Raw genomic sequence first — 21,210 nt, 5'->3', positions numbered from 1 at the left:
TTAAGGCGAAGCGGAGCAGAATGCAACCATAAACTGGGCCCAGCCTGGCTTGCCTGCGCTCTTCTGCTGCATTTGCCAGTTCTCCGGCAGGCATCGGTTGACCCTCTAGTTGCTACAGGGTTCATAAGGCCCGGCGAATCGAGACCACAGGAGGCCGACTGCATGGCGAAAATTTGCTGTAACAATTCCCGCCGGCGCGAGCAATATTAACAATCTCATGTCGAGCGTGGATTTGCTGCGAGTGCGTCTGTCCATGCCCGCCCCCTTCAAGGCGGTCCGATCGCCCGATCTGCTCTGTTCCAATCACCATATTCTCACGAAAGACTTCTCATGACATCCTGCTACCGCCCGTTCCTTCTTGCTTCGGCGAGCACATTGTTTTTCAACGCCCCCGTCCTTGCGCAGACTGTAGCAGAAGAAAACCCTGCTGAAGCGGCACATTCCGACGACCATCACGATGACGAAGCCGAAGAAGCCATTATTGTCCAGGGTACGCGCAACCTTCGCCGCGTACAGGACGAGCCTATCCGCGTCGAAGTGATCGCGGGTGAAGAGATTGAAGAAAAAGCGATCATGCGTCCGGGTAATATCGCAATGCTGGTCAGCGAAACCGGCGGGGTGCGTGTGCAGGTCACCTCTCCTGCCCTTGGCGCTGCCAATGTGCGCATTCAGGGCCTCGAGGGACGCTATACCCAGTTGCTGGCCGACGGCCTGCCGCTTTATGGCGGACAATCCGCGTCGCTCGGACTGCTGCAGATTCCTCCTACCGATCTTTCCCAGGTAGAAGTGATCAAGGGCGCCGCTTCCGCGCTTTACGGGTCATCGGCGCTCGGTGGGGTGATCAACCTGATCTCTCGACGTCCGGACGATCGGTTCGCGGCAGAGATGCTGATGAATGCCACTACCCGCAACGGCCAGGACATCACCGGCTATCTATCCACGCCGCTCGCCTCAGACCTCGGAGTGTCGCTAACCGCCGGTGCGCACCGTCAAAGTGGACAGGACATTGATGGCGATGGCTGGTATGATATCCCTGCCTACGACCGGTTGACCGCCCGTCCCCGCTTTCAGTGGGACGGTGAAGACGGCAGCTCCGTCTACCTCACCCTGGGCATGATGACCGAGGAGCGGATTGGCGGCACCCTGCCCGGTCGCCTGGTACCCGACGGCTCACCGTTCCAGCAGACACAGGACACCGATCGCCTCGACGCCGGTCTGGTGGCAGAAACGCCGTTAGGGTCCACGGCGACCTTGCATCTCCGCGCTTCTGCGATGCGGCAGGACCATCTGCACCGTTTCGGAACAACCATTGAGGATGACCGTCACGAAAACCTGTTTGCGGAAGCATCGATATCGGGCGGTATCGGTTCAACCGCTTGGGTCGGCGGCGTAGCCTTTCAGTCAGACCGCTTTCGTTCGAAGACATTCTCCGCATTCGACTATAACTACGACGTGCCGGGCATTTTCGGCCAGCTGGAGCATGAGGCAACCCGGGACCTGACTCTGGCGGCCAGCGCCCGTGTCGATTTTCACGACGAGTTTGGCACACAGTTCAGCCCCCGGCTTTCGGCGCTTTACCGGCCCGGCTTCTGGACGATCCGCGGATCACTTGGTGGCGGCTTCTTTGCGCCCACACCCTTCGTCGACGAAATCGAGGCAGCGGGACTGTCACGGCTGGAACCGCTTGGCGACCTTGCCGCTGAAAAAGCCCGCACCGCTTCGCTGGATATCGGTTACGCCCGTGGGCCCTTCGAAGCCAATGTCACCCTGTTCGGAGCCAATATCGAAAATGCGACCCGGCTTGTGGAGATCGCGCCAGACCGCGTACGCCTCGCCAACATCGACGGCACCTCGCGTGTGCGTGGATCCGAACTGCTCCTCCGGTTCAAGCGGAACGGATATACTTTGACCGGAAGCTATGTCTTCGTCGACAGCAGCGAGCCCGACCCCACAGGCCCCGGTCACCGCACCACGCCATTGACACCGCGCCACACTGCGGGACTTGTCGGGATGTGGGAAGAACATGACAAGGGCCGCATCGGCCTGGAAGCTTATTATACCGGCAAGCAGAAGCTTGAAGACAATCCCTATCGGCAAAGCAGCCGGGCTTACGTCCATCTCGGCATTCTGGGCGAAATCGTACTTGGTGGCATCAGCCTGTTCGTCAATGCCGAAAATCTGCTTAATATCCGCCAGACCCGTTACGATCCGTTATTGCTTCCGCAACGGGCTGCAAGCGGTCAATGGACAGTCGATGCCTGGGCACCCCTCGACGGATTCACTCTTAACGGCGGCATCAGGCTACGTTTCGGGGGAGAGTGACGCCACAGCCGTTCGCAGCCGATTATGACGGACTTGCCGATGCCGGAAGATGCAGTCGAGCGATCATGCAACCGTTCGGCTCCTGATTCGTATTCTCATCATGAATCATAAAGCGCTTGACAAAAAGAACATAAATGGAACATTAAGTGCTCATTGAAAGAACAGATGAGGTTATGTCATGCTTAGTATCGCTATCGCCAGTTTTTTTGCACTCGCCTTTTTTGCTGCCGTAATTGTCATTGCGATGATGTTTTTTCAATATCGCGGAAAAATCGCGAGTGTAATCCGGAGCGAATTTGCCGCCGAACACCCGTCAATAGCGCTACAACGAGCGACCTATCGTCACCGGTCAGTCAAAACGCCACAGCTTATGAACCAGTATCGCTCGCCGCAGCCCGTTCCGCTGCGCGTTGCCGCTTGACCCTGCCGTAGCTTCTGACGCTGAAAGGAATCAATATCAGATAGCCGATGCTGATTGCGCTGAGCATGATCCACGGGGAGTTGATCAAGGCAACACCAACCAGTGCAACCACGGCAATCCCTTCCAGCCTGATATTCTTGCGCAGGCGCAGCGATGACCAGCTGAATGTTGCGGTATTGGAAATCATCAGAAACGCGATCAGGACAATCCACGGCGACACCAGCGCATAATGGCGGAAAATTTCCTGGCCGGTGATCATCCACAGATAAAGTGGCAACATTGCCAGCCCGGCACCGACCGGGGCCGGAATACCGGTCAGAAATCCGGCCGATTTGTGGGGTTGGTCTTCGTCATCAATCAACGCGTTGAAGCGCGCCAGCCTGAGCGCGCAACCGACCGCCATGGTGAGCGCCAGCACCCAGCCAAATTGCGGCATATATTGGGTCGACCAGAGGAACATCACCAGCGCCGGAGAAACACCGAAAGCGATAACATCCGACAGCGAGTCCAGTTCGGCACCAAAGCGGCTCTGTGCATTTAACAGACGCGCGATCCGGCCATCCAGTCCATCCAATATCCCTGCCAGAACGATTGATCCTGCTGCCAGCACCCAATTGTCCAGATAGGCAAAGCGAACGCTACTCAGACCGACGCACAGCGCCAGCGCCGTGACCGCATTCGGGACAAAAGCGCGCAAAGGGATGCCTCTCTCGGGTCTTCTCATGGAGCCTTTGTCAGCCATCAATATTGCTTCGATCTGAGGGAGAATGGTCCGATTGTCATTGGCCGACACCTTCAATTTCTTTCATCTGCCCGATTACCGCGATCACGGTTTCACCGGCGATGGTCCGTTGCCCCAACACGACATTGGGTTCAGTCCCCTTGGGCAGATAGACATCGACACGACTGCCAAAACGAATCAACCCGATTCGCTGTCCGACGGCGACAAAATCACCTTCCTTGACAAAGGCCATGATCCGCCGTGCCACCAGACCCGCGATCTGGGTAAAACCGACCTTCAGCCCGTCATTGCGTTCGACCAGAAAATGTTGCCGTTCATTTTCTTCGCTCGCCTTATCAAGGTCCGCATTCAGAAATTTTCCGGAAATATAGGCCTGTCGCTTTACCGTTCCCTCGATCGGCGTCCGGTTCACGTGCACATCGAACACGCTCATAAAAATCGAAACCCGGATCAGCTCATCATCGCCAAGTCCTCCCTCGCCCTGCAGCTCAACGGGTGGCTTCACCGGCATGATCAGGTTCACCAAGCCATCGGCAGGTGCAACAATATATTTCTCGTCGAGTGGCGTAACCCGCCTGGGATCACGGAAAAACGCCAATACCCAAACGGTAATCCCCGCCATCGGCCATGCCAGGGTTTCCCAGGCCATGACTGCAAAAAACGCGGTGATGACACCGGCGATGACCGCAAATTTGCGACCTTCGGGATGGATCGGCGGAAAAGCCCATTTGGCTTCTCCCAGTCCTTTGTTTGAATATTTCTCGATTGCCATGGTTGCTACTTAGAGGCGGCCCATTGTTCTGACAACTCTCCCGTTGATTTATCGGGCATTCGCTGAGCGGATTTTGCACGGTCGTCAGCAACTCAAGGTTGAACAAATGACAATCTTTGCTAAGAGGCTCGCAACCTTAGCCCTCCCTTTTGCTCCCGTTTCAGGAAAGTCTACACGATATGTCGAAAATCAAGGTCAAAAATCCAGTCGTCGAACTTGACGGCGATGAAATGACACGCATCATCTGGCAATGGATTCGTGAACGGTTGATTGAACCTTATCTCGACATTGATTTGCATTATTATGATCTCGCGATCGAAGTGCGCGATGACACGAACGACAAAATTACCGTCGATGCAGCCAATGCGATCAAGAAGCATGGTGTTGGCGTAAAATGCGCGACGATCACACCTGACGAAGCCCGGGTAGAAGAATTTGGTTTGAAGCGGATGTGGAAATCCCCGAACGGCACCATCCGGAACATATTGGGCGGCGTTGTATTCCGCGAGCCCATCGTCATCGACAATGTTCCCCGTCTGGTACCAGGCTGGACCGATCCTATCGTTGTCGGCCGCCATGCTTTTGGCGATCAATATCGCGCGACCGACTTCAAGGTTCCCGGCCCCGGCAAGCTGCGGCTGATCTGGGAAGGCGACAATGGCGATAAAATCGACGAGGAAGTCTTCCAGTTCCCCTCCCCCGGCGTTGCCATGGCGATGTATAATCTCGACGATTCGATTCGTGATTTTGCCCGCGCATCAATGAACTATGGCCTCAACCGCCAATGGCCAGTCTATCTGTCGACCAAGAATACGATCATGAAAGCCTATGACGGGCGCTTCAAGGATCTGTTCGAAGAAATTTTCGAAGCCGAGTTCAAGGACAAGTTTGAAAAGGCCAACATCACTTACGAACATCGTCTGATCGATGACATGGTTGCTTCGGCGATGAAGTGGAGCGGCAAGTTCGTCTGGGCCTGCAAAAACTATGACGGTGATGTCCAGTCGGACACGGTCGCGCAGGGCTTCGGTTCGCTCGGCTTGATGACATCGGTATTGATGACACCAACCGGCGATTGCGTTGAAGCAGAAGCCGCGCACGGCACGGTCACCCGCCACTATCGCCAGCATCAGGAAGGCAAGGCGACATCGACCAATCCTATCGCCTCGATCTTTGCCTGGACACGCGGCCTGATCTATCGTGGCCAGTTCGACAATACGCCGGACGTCACGCGCTTTGCCGAGACTTTGGAGCGTGTCTGTATCCAGACCGTTGAAAATGGCGACATGACCAAGGATCTCGCGATCCTTATCGGACCAGACCAGTCGTGGATGACGACCGAACAGTTTTTCGAAGCGGTTCGCTCCAATCTCGAAAAAGAAATGGAAAACTGGAAATAGTCATTCCGGAATGATGGAGGCTTCGGGCGACAGGATATGCTGTCGCCCAAGCTCCAATCCGATGATCCCTTTAGGGATAGGCCGCAGCAACGAACAACCGTGAGCCAACTCGACGACATTCACAGGTTTTCCCCGATTATCGATCAATTGCGTGCTGCTGCACGTAACCTGCTGACAAATAGCATCGTTCGCGTATAGAGACGCACCATGCACAGTCCGCTCGAAAATCCAGCCTTCATAGATGCCATCGTGATTCTCGGTGCTGCAGGAATCATCATTCCCGCTTTTGCCCGTTTCAGGATCACGCCGATCATCGGATTCATTCTGGTCGGCATATTACTGGGGCCCTCGGGCCTCGGGTCGTTGCAGGGCCAATATTCATGGCTGCAATTTGTCACCATCAGCGATCGCGAGGCGATCGAGCCGTTCGCTGAGATGGGGATCATATTGCTGCTCTTCTCCATCGGGCTGGAATTATCGTTCAAGCGTCTCTGGTCGCTACGCCGCCTCGTCTTCGGTGTCGGTGCAGCCGAGCTGCTGGCTTCGGGCTTGATCATCGGGTCTGTTCTATATCTTCTGGGTCAGAATTCTGCCGGTGCCTTGGGCCTGGGACTGGCGTTGGCGCTTTCTTCGACCGCTTTGGTGCTACCAATGTCCGGCACAAAAAGCCCGGTCGGTCGTGCGGCTCTGGCCATGCTGTTGTTCGAAGATGTTGCCATCGTTCCGATCATTTTCCTGCTCGGTGCCATCTCTCCGGCGATAACCGCCGATGGCGGGTGGGATGACCTGGGTCGAACGCTTCTGCTGGGCGGCGCCGTCATCGTCGGCATGCTTGTCCTTGGGCGGCTGATACTCCCACGAATCTTCGCGCAGGCAGCGCGAACCAAAAGCCCCGAACTGTTTCTCGCGGTAAGTTTGCTGGTCATCATCCTCGCCAGCCTCGCGACAGCCGCCACCGGATTGTCTCCGATCGTCGGTGCGCTTCTCGCCGGTCTGCTGATCGCAGAAACCGAATATCATGGTGAAGTCGAGGTTATCACACAGCCGTTTAAGGGTCTCGCCCTCGGCGTGTTTCTGATCACCGTCGGGATGCAGGTCGATATTCGGGTTGTCCTTGAAAACTGGGCCAGCCTGATCACTGCCGTTGTCGGCGTGGTCCTCGTCAAGGCAGTAGTAACCGGCAGCCTGCTCCGCTTTGCCGGTGCCCGTGCCGGTACCGCCACCGAAGCTGGTGTATTGATGTCCAGCCCATCCGAAACCACGTTGATCGTTCTGGCCGCCGCGACACAGGCTCAGCTGATCCAGCCTCAGACCGCGGCATTCTGGCAGATTGTTACAGCCATCGGTCTGACTATCACGCCGCTACTGGCCCGGTTCGGCCACGACATTGCCCGACGCATGGAAATGCGCAGCGGTGGTGGCGCGGTTTCCGACGAATTGCCGGTTGAGGCACAGCAGACGATCATCATCGGTTTTGGCCGGGTCGGCAAGCTGATCGCCGATCTCCTGACAACCCATAATCAAAAATATCTCGCGGTGGAGACCAACATTGACACCGTCGCCAAAGCCCGCCGCGAAGGCTATCCGATCATGTTCGGCAATGTGTCGCGCAACGAAATGCTCGACCGCTTGCGGCTCGGCCATGCCAAGGCTCTGGTCCTGACGATGGACGAGCCGGTTCTGTCGGTGCAGATCGTCAAGAAGGTCCGTGCCTGGGTACCGGACCTGCCGATCATTGCCCGGGCGCGTGATATCGAGCATGCCGCGGAACTCTATCAGGCGGGCGCAACCAATGCCGTGCCCGAAGCGCTCGAGGGTTCTCTCCAATTGTCAGAAGCGGTGCTCGTCGAAAATGGTGTTGCGATGGGCCCTGTCATCGCCTCGATCCACGAACTGCGCGATATCTATCGCAAGCAGATCCAGGAAGACGGAGATCTCGAACAAGAGCCCAAATTAAAATCCCTGGCAAGTTCCAGGGGACAGGCGACAGCCGACGATTTGGTGCCGGACGGTCTTAGCCCGCAAGAACAGACCTGATAGCGGCAATCGCATCATCGGCCTTGGCCCCATCGGGACCGCCGCCTTGCGCCATGTCCGGACGACCGCCGCCGCCCTTGCCACCAACAGCCGCAACCCCGGCCTGAACCAGATCGACCGCGCTCAGGCGTTCGGTCAGGTCGTCGGTCACTCCGACCGCAACCGTTGCACGACCGTCGTTAACCGCAACCATCGCGCTGACACCGCTCGACAGTTCCTTTTTCGCCTGATCGACCAGACCGCGCAATTCCTTGGGATTCAGGCCCTGAATGACCTTGCCGCTAAACGCGACGCCGCCGATGGATTCCGTCTCGGTCGCTTGCTTGCTTCCGCCTTCGCCGGCCAATGCCAGCGCGGTTTTTGCTTCGGTCAGTTCCCGGTCCAGCTTCTTGCGCTCGTCCATCAGAATGGCGACGCGATCCGCTGCTTCTTCAGGAGAGGATTTGAGTGTCGCCGCAATAGACTTGAGCTTGGCATCACGGTCGGCAAACCACAGGCGCGCTGCTTCGCCGGTCAGCGCTTCTATCCGCCTGACACCGCTGGCAACCGCAGATTCCGAAATAATGACCATCAAGCCAATATCGCCAAGAGCCTGGACATGGGTTCCGCCGCATAATTCTACCGAATAATCGAGATCGGCTTCCCGGCCCATCGAAAGCACGCGCACTTCATCGCCGTATTTTTCGCCGAACAGCGCGAGCGCGCCTGCTTCTACGGCTTCATCGGGGCTCATCAGGCGAGTGGTAACCGGACTATTTCCGCGAATCTGCGCATTTACATCAGCCTCGACGGCCTTCAATTCTGCTTCGGTCAAAGCCGACAGATGGGAAAAATCGAACCGCAGGCGGTCAGCAGCGACCAGACTGCCCTTCTGGGTCACATGGTCACCAAGATGGTGCCGCAACGCCTTGTGCAGCAAATGGGTGGCGCTGTGATTGGCACGCAACGCGGTGCGCCGGCTACCATCTACTTCGAGGTGGACCATGTCTCCAACCGACACGGAGCCCGACTTGATTTCGATCTGATGGGCATGGAGCCGTCCCAGCGGTTTTCTGGTATCGGTCACGCTGGCGGCGAAACCGTCAGAGCCGGAGATCTTGCCGGCATCGCCCATCTGCCCGCCGCTTTCGCCGTAAAAAGGCGTCTGGTTGGTCAACAGGGTGACCGTGTCGCCTTCATTGGCAACTTCAATCTCTATGCCATCCTTGACCAGTGCGACAACGACGCCCTCGCCTTCTTCGGATGTATAGCCAGTGAATTCGGTACTGCCTTCCCGCTCTGCAATATCGAACCACACAGCATCGGAAGCCTGATCGCCGGATCCTTTCCAGGCGGCGCGGGCAGCGGCCTTTTGCTCCGCCATTGCCTTGTCAAAGCCGTCACGATCCACGCCAAGCGACTGGGCGCGCAAAGCGTCTTCGGTGAGGTCATAGGGGAAGCCGAAAGTATCATAGAGTTTGAACGCGGTTTCTCCTGGCAGGATATCCCCTTCGCCCATATCAGCGATTTCGGCATCGAGCAGCTTCAGGCCATTGGCCAATGTCCGGCGAAAATTATTTTCCTCGCGAAGCAATGTCTCTTCGATCAGCGGTTTGGCGCGGATCAGTTCGGGGAATGCGTTGCCCATTTCGCCGGTTAACGAACCGACCATCCGGTGCATCAACGGATCCTTGGCACCGAGCAAATGGGCATGGCGCATGGCCCGCCGCATGATCCGGCGGAGCACATAGCCGCGACCTTCGTTCGATGGCAGAACGCCGTCTGCGACAAGGAAGGAGGATGCCCGCAAATGGTCTGCAATCACGCGGTGGCTGGCCTGATTATCGCCAGTCGTGGCAGTCCCCGTCAGTGCCCCGGATTCAGCAATCAGCGCCTTGAACAGGTCGATGTCATAATTGTCGTGTACGCCCTGCATGACGGCAGCGACGCGCTCGAGTCCCATGCCGGTATCGATCGACGGCTTGGGCAGATCGACCCGATCGCCCTCGCCGCGCTGGTCATATTGCATGAACACCAGGTTCCAGATTTCGACAAAGCGATCGCCGTCTTCGTCCGGACTGCCCGGAGGACCACCGGCAATATGCTCGCCATGATCGTAGAATATCTCGCTGCAAGGGCCACAGGGTCCGGTATCGCCCATCGACCAGAAATTGTCATCGGTCGCGATGCGTATAATGCGCTCGTCCGGAAGGCCTGCAATTTTCTTCCAAAGATCAAAGGCTTCATCGTCAGTATGATAGACGGTAACGGTCAGCCGGTCCGGCGAAATGCCCCAGGTCTTTGTAATCAGGTCCCACGCATGGTGGATTGCCTGCTCCTTGAAATAGTCGCCGAAGGAGAAATTCCCGAGCATCTCGAAAAATGTATGGTGGCGCGCGGTATAGCCGACATTGTCGAGATCATTATGCTTGCCGCCAGCGCGAACGCATTTCTGGCTGGAGGTCGCTGTAGAATATGGACTTTTCTCCGCTCCGGTGAAGATATTCTTGAACGGGACCATGCCCGCATTGATGAACATCAGCGTCGGATCATTATAGGGAATGAGCGGCGAAGAAGGGACGATCTCGTGACCCTGAGCGGCGAAATAGTCTAGGAAAGACCGTCTGATATCATTGGTGGTTTGCATCCATTCGACTTAGGCGAGCGATCTGCCGTTGACAATCCCGAGAATGGATCGAAAATCACGCATAGGCATAAGGCCCGCCCTTTTCGAGCGCGGTACGGTATTGTGGACGGCTATGGATACGCTCCAGCCAGGCCAGCAGGTTCGGATAGCGCTGATCGAGCCCGGCGCGGGACTGGCAGGCTTCGAGCGGGAAGCTCATCATGATATCCGCAGCAGTGAGATCATTGCCGGCGAAATAGTCGCGGTCCTCCAGCTCGGTCTCCAGCCAGACGAGCAGGTCGGTGACCATCTGGCCAACCGGCTTGCGTGCCGGAAAGCCGAGAATGCCGAGACGACCGACGACCAGCAGTCCGTAAAGCGGCGGCATCATCGAGCCTTCGGCGAAATGGAGATATTGGGTGTAGAGGCGAGCGCCTTTGGCTTCGCCGGGCGCGCCCAATTTGCCGCCGGCCTTGGCGACGAGATATTCGACGATCGCAGCCGTCTCGATAATGACGTCTCCGTCATCCTCGATCATCGGCGATTTGCCGAGCGGGTGGATGGCTTTCAGACTGGCCGGAGCTTTGCTGGTCTTGGGGTCGCGTTCGTAGCGCTTGATCTCATAATCGAGTCCGAGCTCCTCCAACAGCCAGATTATGCGTTGCGAGCGGCTGTTTTCGAGATGATGCAGGGTGATGGTCATTGCTATATTGGCCTTCCGGAGAGCTCAAAGTTTGTCAAAGTTAGGGCCAAGGAAGCGTTGAAAGCAGCCGAATGTCAATCTTTTCCAACATTTCGGCAGTCCGCTGCCGATAGAAAAGGCAAATAAAAATGGGCCGTCCTGCAGTCGGGGGACAGAAGGACGGCCCTATGCCAGGGATCGCCTCGGGGGAGAGTGATCCGGCAAAACTTGTCATGTTTTGATTTCCCGGTTTCGGCGCGAGCCGGATTACCGGAGTGGTCTTCGACCGACAGGCGAGACCGTCAAGGCGGTTACCCGCCCTGACGGTCCGATCATCTATTTACTCATCATCGTCATTGGCTTTGGGAACGGGGCCGTTCATCATTTCCTCGGCCACTTCTTCCTGCTTGCCGCGAATCTGGTTTTCCAGCTTCTCCATCATTTCCGGATGTTCGAGAAGGAAGCGCTTGGAATTTTCACGCCCCTGCCCGATGCGAACCGAGTCATAAGAGAACCAGGCACCCGATTTCTCGACCACGCCGGCTTTCACGCCAAGATCGATAACCTCGCCAACCTTGGAAATGCCCTGACCGTACATGATGTCGAATTCGACCTGCTTGAACGGCGGCGCGACCTTGTTCTTGACCACTTTTACGCGGGTGGTGTTGCCGACAATATCGTCGCGTTCCTTGATCTGTCCGGTGCGACGGATGTCGAGCCGGACCGAAGCATAGAATTTCAGCGCATTGCCGCCCGACGTGGTTTCCGGATTGCCGTACATCACACCGATTTTCATGCGGATCTGGTTGATGAAGATCACCATACATTTGGAACGGCTGATCGAACCGGTCAGCTTACGCAGCGCCTGGCTCATCAAACGAGCCTGCAGGCCGACATGGGTATCGCCCATTTCGCCTTCGATTTCCGCGCGCGGCACCAGAGCAGCGACCGAGTCGACAACCAAAATATCAATCGCATTGGAACGCACCAATGTATCGACAATTTCCAGTGCCTGCTCGCCGGTGTCAGGCTGGGAGATGATCAGCTCGTCGGTATTGACGCCCAATGCCTTGGCATAGACGGGGTCGAGCGCATGTTCCGCGTCGACAAAGGCAGCGGTGCCACCGTTTTTCTGTGCTTCGGCGATCACGTGCAAAGCGAGCGTCGTCTTGCCGGAGCTTTCCGGTCCGTAGACTTCAATCACGCGTCCTTTTGGTAATCCCCCGATTCCCAGCGCGATATCCAGTCCCAGGCTACCGGTGGAGATAGCTTCTATTTCCAGTGCCTTGCGCTGGCCCAGCTTCATGGCCGAACCTTTACCAAAGGCACGATCGATTTGCGCCAATGCGGCGTCTAACGCTTTTTGTCTGTCTGATGAGTTCAACTGATTATCCGATTCTACGACTTTTAAATTGCCGGCCATTTGCCTGTCCCCTTCGCTAAATGCTTAACCATCATCAATCAATGATTGTGATGATGTACCGCATTTGTTCTCATAGAACAAGAGGGGAACATAAATTTTTTATTGATAGGCTAGATTGTTGAAAATTAGTCGAAATACAACCGTTTTTCAGTCCTGTTTGGCATGTTCGGCCAGAGTCTCTCCTACCGCTTCTGCTATTTGCGCCACCGAAAACGGTTTCGGAAGGAAATTCACCTTGTCGAGATCAATCGATTTGCGCAATTGCTCCTCGGCATAGCCGGACATGAACAAAATAGGCAGATCGGGATGTTTTTTGCGGACATGTTTGGCCATGGTGGGACCATCCATTATCGGCATCACTACATCCGACACAATGATGTCGAACTTCTGCTCCTGGTCGACCTGAGCGGCCAGTAGCCCCAGGGCTTCCTCGCCTTCGCTGGCGGTCACAACCGTATAGCCCTGGCGGATCAGAGCCCGTTCCGCGACCGCACGGACCATGTCCTCATCCTCGACCAGCAGGATATGTCCGCTTCCCCACAATTCTTTTCTTGCGGTCGCCTTGACCGGCGGCGAGTTCAGGGTCGCCCGCGCGATATCTTCCTTCGTTGGAACGTGAACGGGAAAGTAGATAGAGAAAGTGGTTCCCTCGCCGGGCTTGGATTCTGCGAATATATAGCCACCGGATTGTTTGATGATCCCGTAAACCGTCGACAGCCCCAGACCGGTCCCCTTGCCGACCGCCTTGGTGGTAAAAAACGGCTCAAAAATCTTGCCGATGACATGCGGTGGAATACCGTTTCCGGAGTCGGTGAAGATCAGCGCGGTATATTCACCGACTGGCAGGATATCGCTTTTCAACGCGCGAACATCGGATGCCCCAACCGCCTGGGTCGAGATCGAGATCTTGCCGCCCTTTGGCATGGCATCGCGGGCGTTTACACCAAGATTGATGATCACCTGCTCAAGCTGGCCCGGATCCGCCCGGACCAGACCGAGGTTACGACCGTGGCGGACTTCGAGCTCGATTGTCTCGTCGAGCAGACGCTTGAGCAGATTCGACACGTCCGCCACCACGTCAGGCAGCTGAAGCACTTGCGGCCGCAGGGTTTGCTGGCGCGAGAAAGCGAGCAACTGGCGGGTCAGGCCGGCCGCCCGGTTGCTGTTATTCTTGACCTGCTGGATATCATCATAGTCGCTGTCGCCCGGTGAATGGCGCAGCAGCATCAGGTCGCAATGGCCGATGATCGCGGTGAGAATATTGTTGAAGTCATGGGCCACGCCTCCGGCGAGCTGACCGACAGCCTGCATTTTCGTCGCCTGCGCCACCTGACTCTTCAATTTCGATTCTTCGCTATTGTCCCGGATTGACAGCAACACCGCCGCTTCACCCAGGCCGCGAACACCAGCAATACCCAGCGCAACGGGCTCTTCACCACCATTACGGAGACGTACCGCCAGATCGCCTGCCAATGGCGGGCCGCTGGCGTAACGCCGGACCGCATCGGCAACCGCCGATTTATCGTCACGGATCATCAGGTCGCCGGGATAGAGCGGCTGTTCCTTTTCCGCGATACCCGCAGTTTTGGCGAAGGCTTCGTTCAAGAAGAGGAAGCGACCGTCACGGTCGGTCAGCGCCAGCCCCAATGGCAGCAGCGACAACATCGATTCGACCTGCTCCAGCGCCTTGCCGCGTTCGACCATTCCGCCATCGTCATCAATCAGCAGGATCAACGCGGGCGCCTTTTCCTTTTCCCGGTCTAGCGGAACATGAAACAGACGCACCGGCGTGCCATGCCGTCCTTCGCGTTCAAAAAAGATCGTGCCCTTGTCGTCGGAGCGCAGGAAATTTATAAAATTCCGACCCGAGATATTGGCATCAACCCGGCCGGTTGCACGCAAGGCAAAGGCCTGGTTCGAAGCCCGGATCCGTCCTTCACCGCCGATAACACTGGCCAATATACCGGATTCTGAAAATGCCCGGCCACCGCCGCCACTGACAAGACGGATCATATCGTCCAATATGTCCGCGTGGATTTGCGGTATCATCTGCCATAGAAGATACTCTTCGCCCTGCCCTGCGCGGACGACCTTCGCGCTATATTCTGCAACCCCGCGTTTCAGACCTTCCGCATAGCCACGGCCATCCCGCCAGGCCGTGCGGCCAGCCGTCGCGAGCAGCTCGTTGCCGCCCGCCTGTAATGGCAGTTCGGGAGGAACCGCCGGACCATTGAACCATTTGGTAAAAAGCTCGTTCGCGCAAACCAGTCGGCCAGCGCGGTCGGTAATCGCCAGACCGATTTCCGACTGATCGGCGACCATCCGCGTAACCGCCCAATCGCCGGGATCCGCATAATGCCGATCCGTCTCTTCCGCTCGTGGACGCAAAAAATAGGCGATGGCCGTCATGCTGACCACCAGAGCGACAAAGGCGCTGATCACGGCGATATTCTGCACTTGCCAATATAGCAGCCCGGCAGAAGCCAGGACGGCTACCACCAGCAACGCTGCCCTGATCCGAACACCAACCAGCGATTTTCGGGTACTGGGATTCAACAATCCGGTGCCATTTCGGGCTCTACTCGCCATCGCCCAACCGCTCCAAACGCCGTTTTGCCAGCGCCGACTTCCTTTTCCGACCGATCCACCAGCGCCAGCCAAAGCTGCTGATCAAATATCCTACCGCCGCGAAAACAACGCCCAACACGGCAAATCCAAAAAAGGTCACCGCCGCTTCTCGCCCAAGCCAGCCCAGCCATTGCGCGACCTGACCCAGAAATTGCGTGTCGACAACTTCGTGAACCGTCTGGCCGGATGCCCCCGGTTCAATCCGCAATATTTGCTTTCCGATCTGATAGGCAACGGCGATCCAGAACGGATAGGTAAACGGGTTGGTGATAAATGTGGTGACGGCCGCGATCGGTACGTTGGCGCGAATCGGCAATGCCAGAAACAATGCCACAAAAGTCTGGCCGCCCAAGGGAATCAGAAAGCCCGCCAACATACCAAGCGCCACTCCGCGCGGGACGGAACGACGATTAAAATGCCACAAATCTGATCGTAGAAACCGGTGCGCGATTGGCTTCAAATATCTATTCTTGGCCATGCTCGCCCGGGTCGGCATTTTTTTGTCCAGCCAAACCCCGAAGCGCTTGATTGTTCGCGCACCCCAATCTTTTGGTGGAGGATTGAAATCGGAATTATCCATGCTCGCGCATCAGCCGGCCCTGTTGCCGTTTCCAGTCACGATCTTTTTCGGTCTGACGTTTATCGGGTGCCTTCTTGCCCTTGGCGAGCGCCAGTTCAAGCTTTGCCTTGCCCTTGCTGTTGAAATAGATCGACAGCGGCACAACGGTCATCCCCTTGCGCATCACGGCCGCATATAATTTGTTGATCTCGCGGCGCTTGAGCAAAAGCTTGCGGGGACGGGTCGGCGTGTGGTTGTGACGGTTGCCATGGCTCCATTCGGGAATATTGGAGTTGATCAGCCAGGCTTCCTCATCCTTGACCTCGGCATAGCTCTCGGCGATCGCGCCCGAACCGAAGCGCAATGATTTGACTTCTGTTCCGGTCAGCATGATCCCGGCCTCGAAATGCTCCTCGAGAAAATAATCATAGCGCGCGCGCCGGTTCTCGGCGACGATCTTCTGCTTATCAAATTCTACCGGCCGCGGTTTTGCCATTAGATCAGACCGGCCCCTTCCAAGGCAATATCAACAGCTTTGCGGCTGGCTTCGGAAGGCGGTGTCATCGGCAAGCGCAGATCGGGCGAGAAATCCGGCAGGACCCGGGACAATGCATATTTGATCGGCCCCGGCGAAGCGTCGGAAAAGAGGGATTTGTGAAGCGGATAGAGCACATCGTTCAGCTCTCGTGCCTTGGCATAGTCGCCAGCCGCACAGGCCGCCTGGAACTCGGCGCATAATTTAGGGGCAACATTGGCAGTTACCGAAATACAGCCGACGCCACCGGCAGCGTTGAACGCCAGCGACAGTTCGTCGACCCCCGACAGCAGCACAAAGTCGTCGGCACAATTGAGCCGATGTTCGGTGACCCGGTCCAGTACGCCACTGGCATCCTTGATCGCCACGATGCCGGGCAAGTGGGACAGAGCCGCAACGGTCTCGGGCTGGATATCGGTGACGGTGCGCGCCGGTACATTATATAGCACCAGAGGCAGGTCTATGCTCTCGGTCAGAGTCGTGAAATGGGCGGTGATGCCTTCCTGATTAGGACGGTTGTAATATGGCGCCACTACGAGGCCGGCTGCCGCGCCGCATTTTTTCGAGAAGGTAAGATGCAACAGGGCATTGGTCGTATCATTGGAGCCACAGCCGGCGATGATCGGCACCCGGCCCGCTGCCTGCTCGATGCACACTTCGATGACCCGATGATGCTCGGCATTGGACAAGGTTGACGCTTCACCGGTGGTCCCGCAGGGCACAAGAGCGCTGCTGCCCTGGTCGATCTGCCAGTCCACAAGTGCGCGAAACTGGTCTTCGGCAAACGATCCGTCGCGAAAGGGCGTCGCCAGAGCCGGAATTGAGCCGGAAAACATGGAATAATCCTTTATATTTATCTTGGAAATGGGCAAAGCCGCAACCAAGTCAATTGCAATATTAACTGCGATATAGTTCGCCGTTCAGCGCCTGATAAGGAGCCTACCCCTAAAATGTCCAGCATGGTATCAAGAATTGTCATCGCGGCGCTGCTTTTATCCCCCGTAACATGCATGGCTGCCGAACAGCTGGGCTGGCAAGGGAACGACAGCGAACTATCCGATCCGACCGGCGGCAACGCCGTTCTCGGGCTTCAACGTTGGCGGGTGCTCACCCAGTCCGACAATTATTCCTTCGAGGATTATGCCGGGTTTCTGGTGACCTATCCCGGCTGGCCGGAAGACACGCGGATGCAGCGGAACGCCGAGCAGGCAATCAATATCAACAGTTTCTCGCCGAGCCGCGTGCTTGCCTATTTTGAAAAATTTCCGCCGACCACCAATGCCGGCGCCGCCAAATATGCGGTAGCGCTGCAGGCTTCGGGAATGAGCGACAAGGCCAAGGCCATGGCGAAACAGGCATGGCGTGGCGGAACGTTGACCGATGACGATGAAGCCGCCCTGATATCGCGGTTCAGCTCGGTGCTGAGCATCGATGATCATGATGCCCGGATGGATGCGCTCCTGTGGGCGCGAGCGACCCGCGATGCCGCCGGCCAGCTGTCCTTCACCTCTCCTGCCCGACGCGCGGTGTTCGCGGCCCGCCTGGCACAGCTCACCGAATCATCCGACGCCAATGCACAGGCCAGCGCGGTCGGCGCGATTGCCCGGGACGATGCGGGCTATCTGGCGGATCGCGCCCGCTATCTGCGCAACAGCGGCCAAAGCTATGCAGCACGTCAGTTGCTGGCCACCCGATTACCGTTGCGGGTCAAACCGGCCATGCCCGACACCTGGTTCGAAGCGATGCTGATCAACGCCGAAGCAGCAGCCAATGACCGGCAATGGACGCTGGCCTATGATATCGCCTCAAAAATCGACGACGCCTATGACACGCCGACCCGGATAGCCGACCAGAATAGCCGCGTGCGCGACAAATATTCCGATCTCGCGTGGATCGCAGGCACGTCCGCGCTGAACGGCATGCGCCAGCCTGCCAAAGCGATCCCGATGTTCGATCTCTATGCGCAATCCTATGATTCACCCAATATCACCTCGAAAGGCTATTATTGGGCCGGCCGCGCCGCCGCAGACGCAGGTCAGTCCGATCAGGCCAATGCCTATTTCGAAAAAGCAGCCAAATTCCCGGATTATTTCTACGGTCAATTGTCGCTGGAACGGCTGGGACGTCCTCTGCCGGAGTTCAACCGCAAACCGAATGTCGAGATTACCAATGCGGACCGTGCAGCCTATGACATAGATCCGCTGGTCGTCGCCGTAAAAGCTTCGGTGCGCACCGGTCCCTGGCGTGAACAGATCCGCTTTCATCGCGCGCTTGCTGCCAATGCAAAGACCGCGAAAGACTATATGCTGATCAGCGATCTCTCCACCCGCATCGGTGCACGCGATCTTGGCGTGATCAAGGGGATCAGCGCCCTCGGGTCCGGGGTTGGCGCGATTGATGAAACCGCCTTCCCGACCATGCCTGTTCCATTCGGCCATGAGAGCACCTGGACCCTGATCCACGCGATCACCCGCCAGGAAAGCCAGTTTGCCGAAGGAGCTATCAGCCATGCAGGCGCCCGCGGCCTGATGCAGCTTATGCCAGGCACCGCCCGCGAACAGTCGGGCAAGGCGAACCTGTCTTACAATCTCTCTTCGCTGACCGACGATCCGCAATATAATATAAAACTTGGCAGCGGTTATATTCAGCGGATGATGGACTATTATGGTGGCAGCTATCCGCTTGCTGTCGCGGCCTATAACGCTGGCCCCGGCAATGTGAACAAATGGATCCGCGCCAACGGCGACCCCCGCATGGGTGGCATCGACTGGATCCAATGGATCGAGGATATCCCGATTTCCGAAACGCGCAACTATGTCAAACGGGTGCTGGAAAACGCGGTCGTCTATGACACGAAAAACCCGCGCGGTCCGACAATCCGCAGCGAGACGCCGCTATCGCGCTATATCGGAAAAAACAGCCGAGGATAAACTAGGGCCAAACCAAGTTCCGAAGAGGTCAAGAGACGGACTCCTTGCTCAACAGCAGCGCGGAGAAGCTTGGCCAGTCCGGAAAGCCTCTGTCTTCGGGATCTTCGACCGCAAGCAGCTTTCTTGATCTTTCGAGACCGAGGTCGATATCTTTGGGGACAATGGGGAGATTCGAGTCCAGAGAATGAAAGCTTCGCACAATCGGCGCGGAATAGTTGGAGGGAGATTCTCCAATCACGATCGCCAGTTCATCGCGATTCAGGCGGACCAGCGTTCCGACTGGCAATATGCCCAGGCTATCGACAAAGTCGCAGAAGATGAGCTGGTCGAAGTGACCCGACCACGACATCATTTCTGCAAGCGCCTGTGACGCTGAAAGAGGAGCGTTATAGGGGCGCTGGGAAGTGATGGCGTCGTAGACATCGCAGATGCTCGACATGCGGGTAAAGATGCTGAGATTATCGGCTAATATCCCCCCCGGATACCCGGTTCCGTCCATTTTCTCGTGATGCCTCAAACAGACCTCGAGCACGATGTCGCTGACGCCTTCCGACTCTGACAATATATCGTAACCCTGCTTCGGGTGATTGCGGATGATGTCCCATTCGCTCTTGTCGAGCTTACCTGGCTTCGACAATATACTGTCCGGAATAGATGTCTTGCCGACATCATGCAAAAGCCCGGCCATCCCGATATCGTGCATCTGCCACTCTGGAAAACCCATTTTTCGGGCCAGATTGATCATCAGGGCGCATACCGAGACGGAATGCAAATAGGTATATTCATCCTTGGTTTTGATACGGGCGATATTGAGGATGATTGTCGGATCGATATTGACCGATCGGGAGATCTGCTTGACCAGAGGGGCCAATTTGCGCGCCTTGACCGGCTTGCCACAGCGCGCGTCGTCAAACAGAGCCATCACCGCCGCTCGCGACCGTTTTATCGTACCGGATGCTTTACGGAGCTCCGCTGTACGCTCGCGCGGAGTCAATCGATTGAAGACAGGCTCTGCAACATCCCGCAAATAGGACCGGGGCCGTTCGATGGCCGATTGTTCCAGCACCTTCGCCAATTTTGGCGAATAAACCTTGGCTTCTCCCGGTTCGAGAACCGCCAACGGCTTTGACGATGATGACAATTTCTTGCCCCGCGATTCGTCGATAGTAACCCGGGCCACGTCACTGGACACGATTTGCTCTATCTGCGCCTCGTCATTCAGCAGAAACCGCGATCGCCAAAACGGGTGGTCAAACCACGACCCTTCCATGGAATGAATGAACATTCCCAGCTCCAGTTGGCTGGTCTGGATTTTACGCAGCATCTACCAATTCCCCCAATCACCCTCCTCATCACCTTCGATTAACGGCAAAACCGGGTCTCACTTCAGTCCGCAATCCGCTTTTTTTATTCTCGCTTGTAACGAATTGGCCGATCCGCTTCGAACAGCCTTCGAACCATCGAGATTTCCGGAGAATTTATGCCACAGACGACGCGCAATATAGCGATATTTATATCGATCATGCTTCTGCTCACCGTAGCGACACAATTGCTATATCTGACGACCCTTAGCGGCGTCGGAATTGTTGATGGCTGGCCTCTGCGATCGACGATCTGGACCACGGAACTTCTATTATTTACCGGCATTACAATTGCTTCGCTCGTCGGTCTGGCCCGCTCTTCGGACATGCAATGGGGTTGGGCTGCATTGCTGGTATCCGGGCTGACTAACATGATTCAGTCGGGCATCGGTCTGTCGATGTTTCTGCCGGCCGCCAAGGCCGGTGCCGAATTTTCACCGCTGATGGGCACCCTGCTTGCGGGATCGTTTCTGTTCTACAATCTTGCCAAGGCCGTCCTGGGTTTGGTTGCATTGATTTTCGGACTATCGCTATTTCGCAACGACAAAACCATTGGCAGGTTCATCGGTCTGGTCAGCATGGTTGCCGGCGTGATTGCCATAGTCCTGAATATCGCAGCCGTCCGTTTGGGGCTCGGATCAGTACCATTCTCAGGCGCAAGCGGCTCGGTTGCTACATTATTTGCCGGTTGCGCAATCTGGCTTTCCGCTCGCCCAGCGAAATGAAATGCATCAGTCAAGCCAGAAGGCTTTGCTTAGTTCCGCGGGGATATAGAGATTGGGCCATCATGCTT

General features: G+C 56.6%; 15 protein-coding genes. 5 read left to right on the top strand and 10 right to left on the bottom strand.

The window, feature by feature from the left end; all coding sequences use genetic code 11:
• The first annotated feature begins 330 nt into the window (after window positions 1-330).
• Complete coding sequence (locus AACZ86_RS03980) at window positions 331-2,322, top strand: TonB-dependent receptor (RefSeq protein ID WP_339689504.1); 1,992 nt, start codon at window positions 331-333, stop codon at window positions 2,320-2,322.
• A gap of 368 nt (window positions 2,323-2,690) precedes the next feature.
• Here AACZ86_RS03980 and AACZ86_RS03975 read toward each other — a convergent pair whose 3' ends face one another.
• Both AACZ86_RS03975 and AACZ86_RS03970 read right to left on the bottom strand, forming a co-directional pair.
• A complete protein-coding gene (locus AACZ86_RS03975; RefSeq protein WP_339689502.1) occupies window positions 2,691-3,467 on the bottom strand; it encodes a phosphatidylcholine/phosphatidylserine synthase in 777 nt (258 codons plus the stop codon).
• Window positions 3,468-3,522: 55 nt separating this feature from the next.
• A complete protein-coding gene (locus AACZ86_RS03970; protein ID WP_339689500.1) occupies window positions 3,523-4,257 on the bottom strand; it encodes a phosphatidylserine decarboxylase in 735 nt (244 codons plus the stop codon).
• 179 nt (window positions 4,258-4,436) lie between these two features.
• On the opposite strand from AACZ86_RS03970, the gene AACZ86_RS03965 reads away from it, so the two are divergent.
• Together AACZ86_RS03965 and AACZ86_RS03960 are read left to right on the top strand one after the other, a co-directional pair.
• Window positions 4,437-5,657, top strand: a complete 1,221-nt coding sequence (locus AACZ86_RS03965; protein ID WP_339689499.1) for an NADP-dependent isocitrate dehydrogenase — start codon at window positions 4,437-4,439, stop codon at window positions 5,655-5,657.
• Between the two features lie 207 nt (window positions 5,658-5,864).
• Window positions 5,865-7,694, top strand: coding sequence for a cation:proton antiporter (locus tag AACZ86_RS03960; RefSeq protein WP_339689497.1), 1,830 nt, complete (start codon window positions 5,865-5,867; stop codon window positions 7,692-7,694).
• Here AACZ86_RS03960 and alaS read toward each other — a convergent pair.
• The 7 genes from alaS to dapA form a co-directional block, all read right to left on the bottom strand.
• Window positions 7,672-10,320 (bottom strand): alanine--tRNA ligase, encoded by a 2,649-nt coding sequence (gene alaS, locus AACZ86_RS03955; protein WP_339689495.1) that lies wholly within the window; start codon window positions 10,318-10,320, stop codon window positions 7,672-7,674. The genes AACZ86_RS03960 and alaS overlap by 23 nt on opposite strands.
• Before the next feature lie 55 nt (window positions 10,321-10,375).
• Window positions 10,376-11,002 (bottom strand): glutathione S-transferase, encoded by a 627-nt coding sequence (locus AACZ86_RS03950; protein WP_339689494.1) that lies wholly within the window; start codon window positions 11,000-11,002, stop codon window positions 10,376-10,378.
• A 319-nt stretch (window positions 11,003-11,321) separates the two neighbouring features.
• Complete coding sequence (gene recA / locus AACZ86_RS03945) at window positions 11,322-12,404, bottom strand: recombinase RecA (RefSeq protein WP_339689493.1); 1,083 nt, start codon at window positions 12,402-12,404, stop codon at window positions 11,322-11,324.
• 147 nt (window positions 12,405-12,551) lie between these two features.
• Entirely contained in the window at window positions 12,552-14,993 is a 2,442-nt protein-coding gene (locus AACZ86_RS03940; RefSeq protein ID WP_339689492.1) for a response regulator, read from the bottom strand.
• Window positions 14,983-15,510 carry a DUF2062 domain-containing protein gene (locus tag AACZ86_RS03935; RefSeq protein ID WP_339689490.1) on the bottom strand — a complete coding sequence of 176 codons (528 nt, stop codon included), beginning with the start codon at window positions 15,508-15,510 and terminating at the stop codon, window positions 14,983-14,985. The genes AACZ86_RS03940 and AACZ86_RS03935 overlap by 11 nt, the downstream gene beginning before the upstream one ends.
• Before the next feature lie 94 nt (window positions 15,511-15,604).
• The gene (gene smpB / locus AACZ86_RS03930) at window positions 15,605-16,087 is read right to left on the bottom strand and encodes an SsrA-binding protein SmpB (protein ID WP_339689488.1); all 483 of its coding nucleotides are present in this window, start codon (window positions 16,085-16,087) and stop codon (window positions 15,605-15,607) included.
• A complete protein-coding gene (gene dapA, locus AACZ86_RS03925; RefSeq protein ID WP_339689486.1) occupies window positions 16,087-16,962 on the bottom strand; it encodes a 4-hydroxy-tetrahydrodipicolinate synthase in 876 nt (291 codons plus the stop codon). The genes smpB and dapA overlap by 1 nt, the downstream gene beginning before the upstream one ends.
• A 114-nt stretch (window positions 16,963-17,076) precedes the next feature.
• On the opposite strand from dapA, the gene AACZ86_RS03920 reads away from it, so the two are divergent.
• Window positions 17,077-19,056 carry a lytic transglycosylase domain-containing protein gene (locus AACZ86_RS03920; RefSeq protein ID WP_339689484.1) on the top strand — a complete coding sequence of 660 codons (1,980 nt, stop codon included), beginning with the start codon at window positions 17,077-17,079 and terminating at the stop codon, window positions 19,054-19,056.
• Between the two features lie 28 nt (window positions 19,057-19,084).
• Here AACZ86_RS03920 and AACZ86_RS03915 read toward each other — a convergent pair whose 3' ends face one another.
• On the bottom strand, window positions 19,085-20,380 hold the full coding sequence (locus AACZ86_RS03915; protein WP_339689482.1) for an HD-GYP domain-containing protein: 1,296 nt from the start codon (window positions 20,378-20,380) through the stop codon (window positions 19,085-19,087).
• Between the two features lie 156 nt (window positions 20,381-20,536).
• Between AACZ86_RS03915 and AACZ86_RS03910 the strand changes: the two genes are divergently transcribed.
• Entirely contained in the window at window positions 20,537-21,142 is a 606-nt protein-coding gene (locus tag AACZ86_RS03910) for a hypothetical protein (protein ID WP_339689479.1), read from the top strand.
• The last annotated feature ends 68 nt before the right edge of the window (window positions 21,143-21,210 follow it).

This window comes from uncultured Parasphingorhabdus sp. (assembly GCF_963975735.1).
Lineage (GTDB): Bacteria > Pseudomonadota > Alphaproteobacteria > Sphingomonadales > Sphingomonadaceae > Parasphingorhabdus.
This window is presented reverse-complemented; position numbering and strand designations above follow the sequence as displayed.

Bases quoted from the DNA above. Each gene is read 5' to 3' on its own strand.
- recA (WP_339689493.1), bottom strand. From the start codon at position 12,404: ATGGCCGGCAATTTAAAAGTCGTAGAATCGGATAATCAGTTGAACTCA.
- smpB (WP_339689488.1), bottom strand. From the start codon at position 16,087: ATGGCAAAACCGCGGCCGGTAGAATTTGATAAGCAGAAGATCGTCGCC.
- AACZ86_RS03960 (WP_339689497.1), top strand. From the start codon at position 5,865: ATGCACAGTCCGCTCGAAAATCCAGCCTTCATAGATGCCATCGTGATT.
- AACZ86_RS03970 (WP_339689500.1), bottom strand. From the start codon at position 4,257: ATGGCAATCGAGAAATATTCAAACAAAGGACTGGGAGAAGCCAAATGG.
- dapA (WP_339689486.1), bottom strand. From the start codon at position 16,962: ATGTTTTCCGGCTCAATTCCGGCTCTGGCGACGCCCTTTCGCGACGGA.
- AACZ86_RS03910 (WP_339689479.1), top strand. From the start codon at position 20,537: ATGCCACAGACGACGCGCAATATAGCGATATTTATATCGATCATGCTT.
- AACZ86_RS03940 (WP_339689492.1), bottom strand. From the start codon at position 14,993: ATGGCGAGTAGAGCCCGAAATGGCACCGGATTGTTGAATCCCAGTACC.
- AACZ86_RS03920 (WP_339689484.1), top strand. From the start codon at position 17,077: ATGTCCAGCATGGTATCAAGAATTGTCATCGCGGCGCTGCTTTTATCC.
- AACZ86_RS03915 (WP_339689482.1), bottom strand. From the start codon at position 20,380: ATGCTGCGTAAAATCCAGACCAGCCAACTGGAGCTGGGAATGTTCATT.
- alaS (WP_339689495.1), bottom strand. From the start codon at position 10,320: ATGCAAACCACCAATGATATCAGACGGTCTTTCCTAGACTATTTCGCC.
- AACZ86_RS03980 (WP_339689504.1), top strand. From the start codon at position 331: ATGACATCCTGCTACCGCCCGTTCCTTCTTGCTTCGGCGAGCACATTG.
- AACZ86_RS03965 (WP_339689499.1), top strand. From the start codon at position 4,437: ATGTCGAAAATCAAGGTCAAAAATCCAGTCGTCGAACTTGACGGCGAT.
- AACZ86_RS03950 (WP_339689494.1), bottom strand. From the start codon at position 11,002: ATGACCATCACCCTGCATCATCTCGAAAACAGCCGCTCGCAACGCATA.
- AACZ86_RS03975 (WP_339689502.1), bottom strand. From the start codon at position 3,467: ATGAGAAGACCCGAGAGAGGCATCCCTTTGCGCGCTTTTGTCCCGAAT.
- AACZ86_RS03935 (WP_339689490.1), bottom strand. From the start codon at position 15,510: ATGGCCAAGAATAGATATTTGAAGCCAATCGCGCACCGGTTTCTACGA.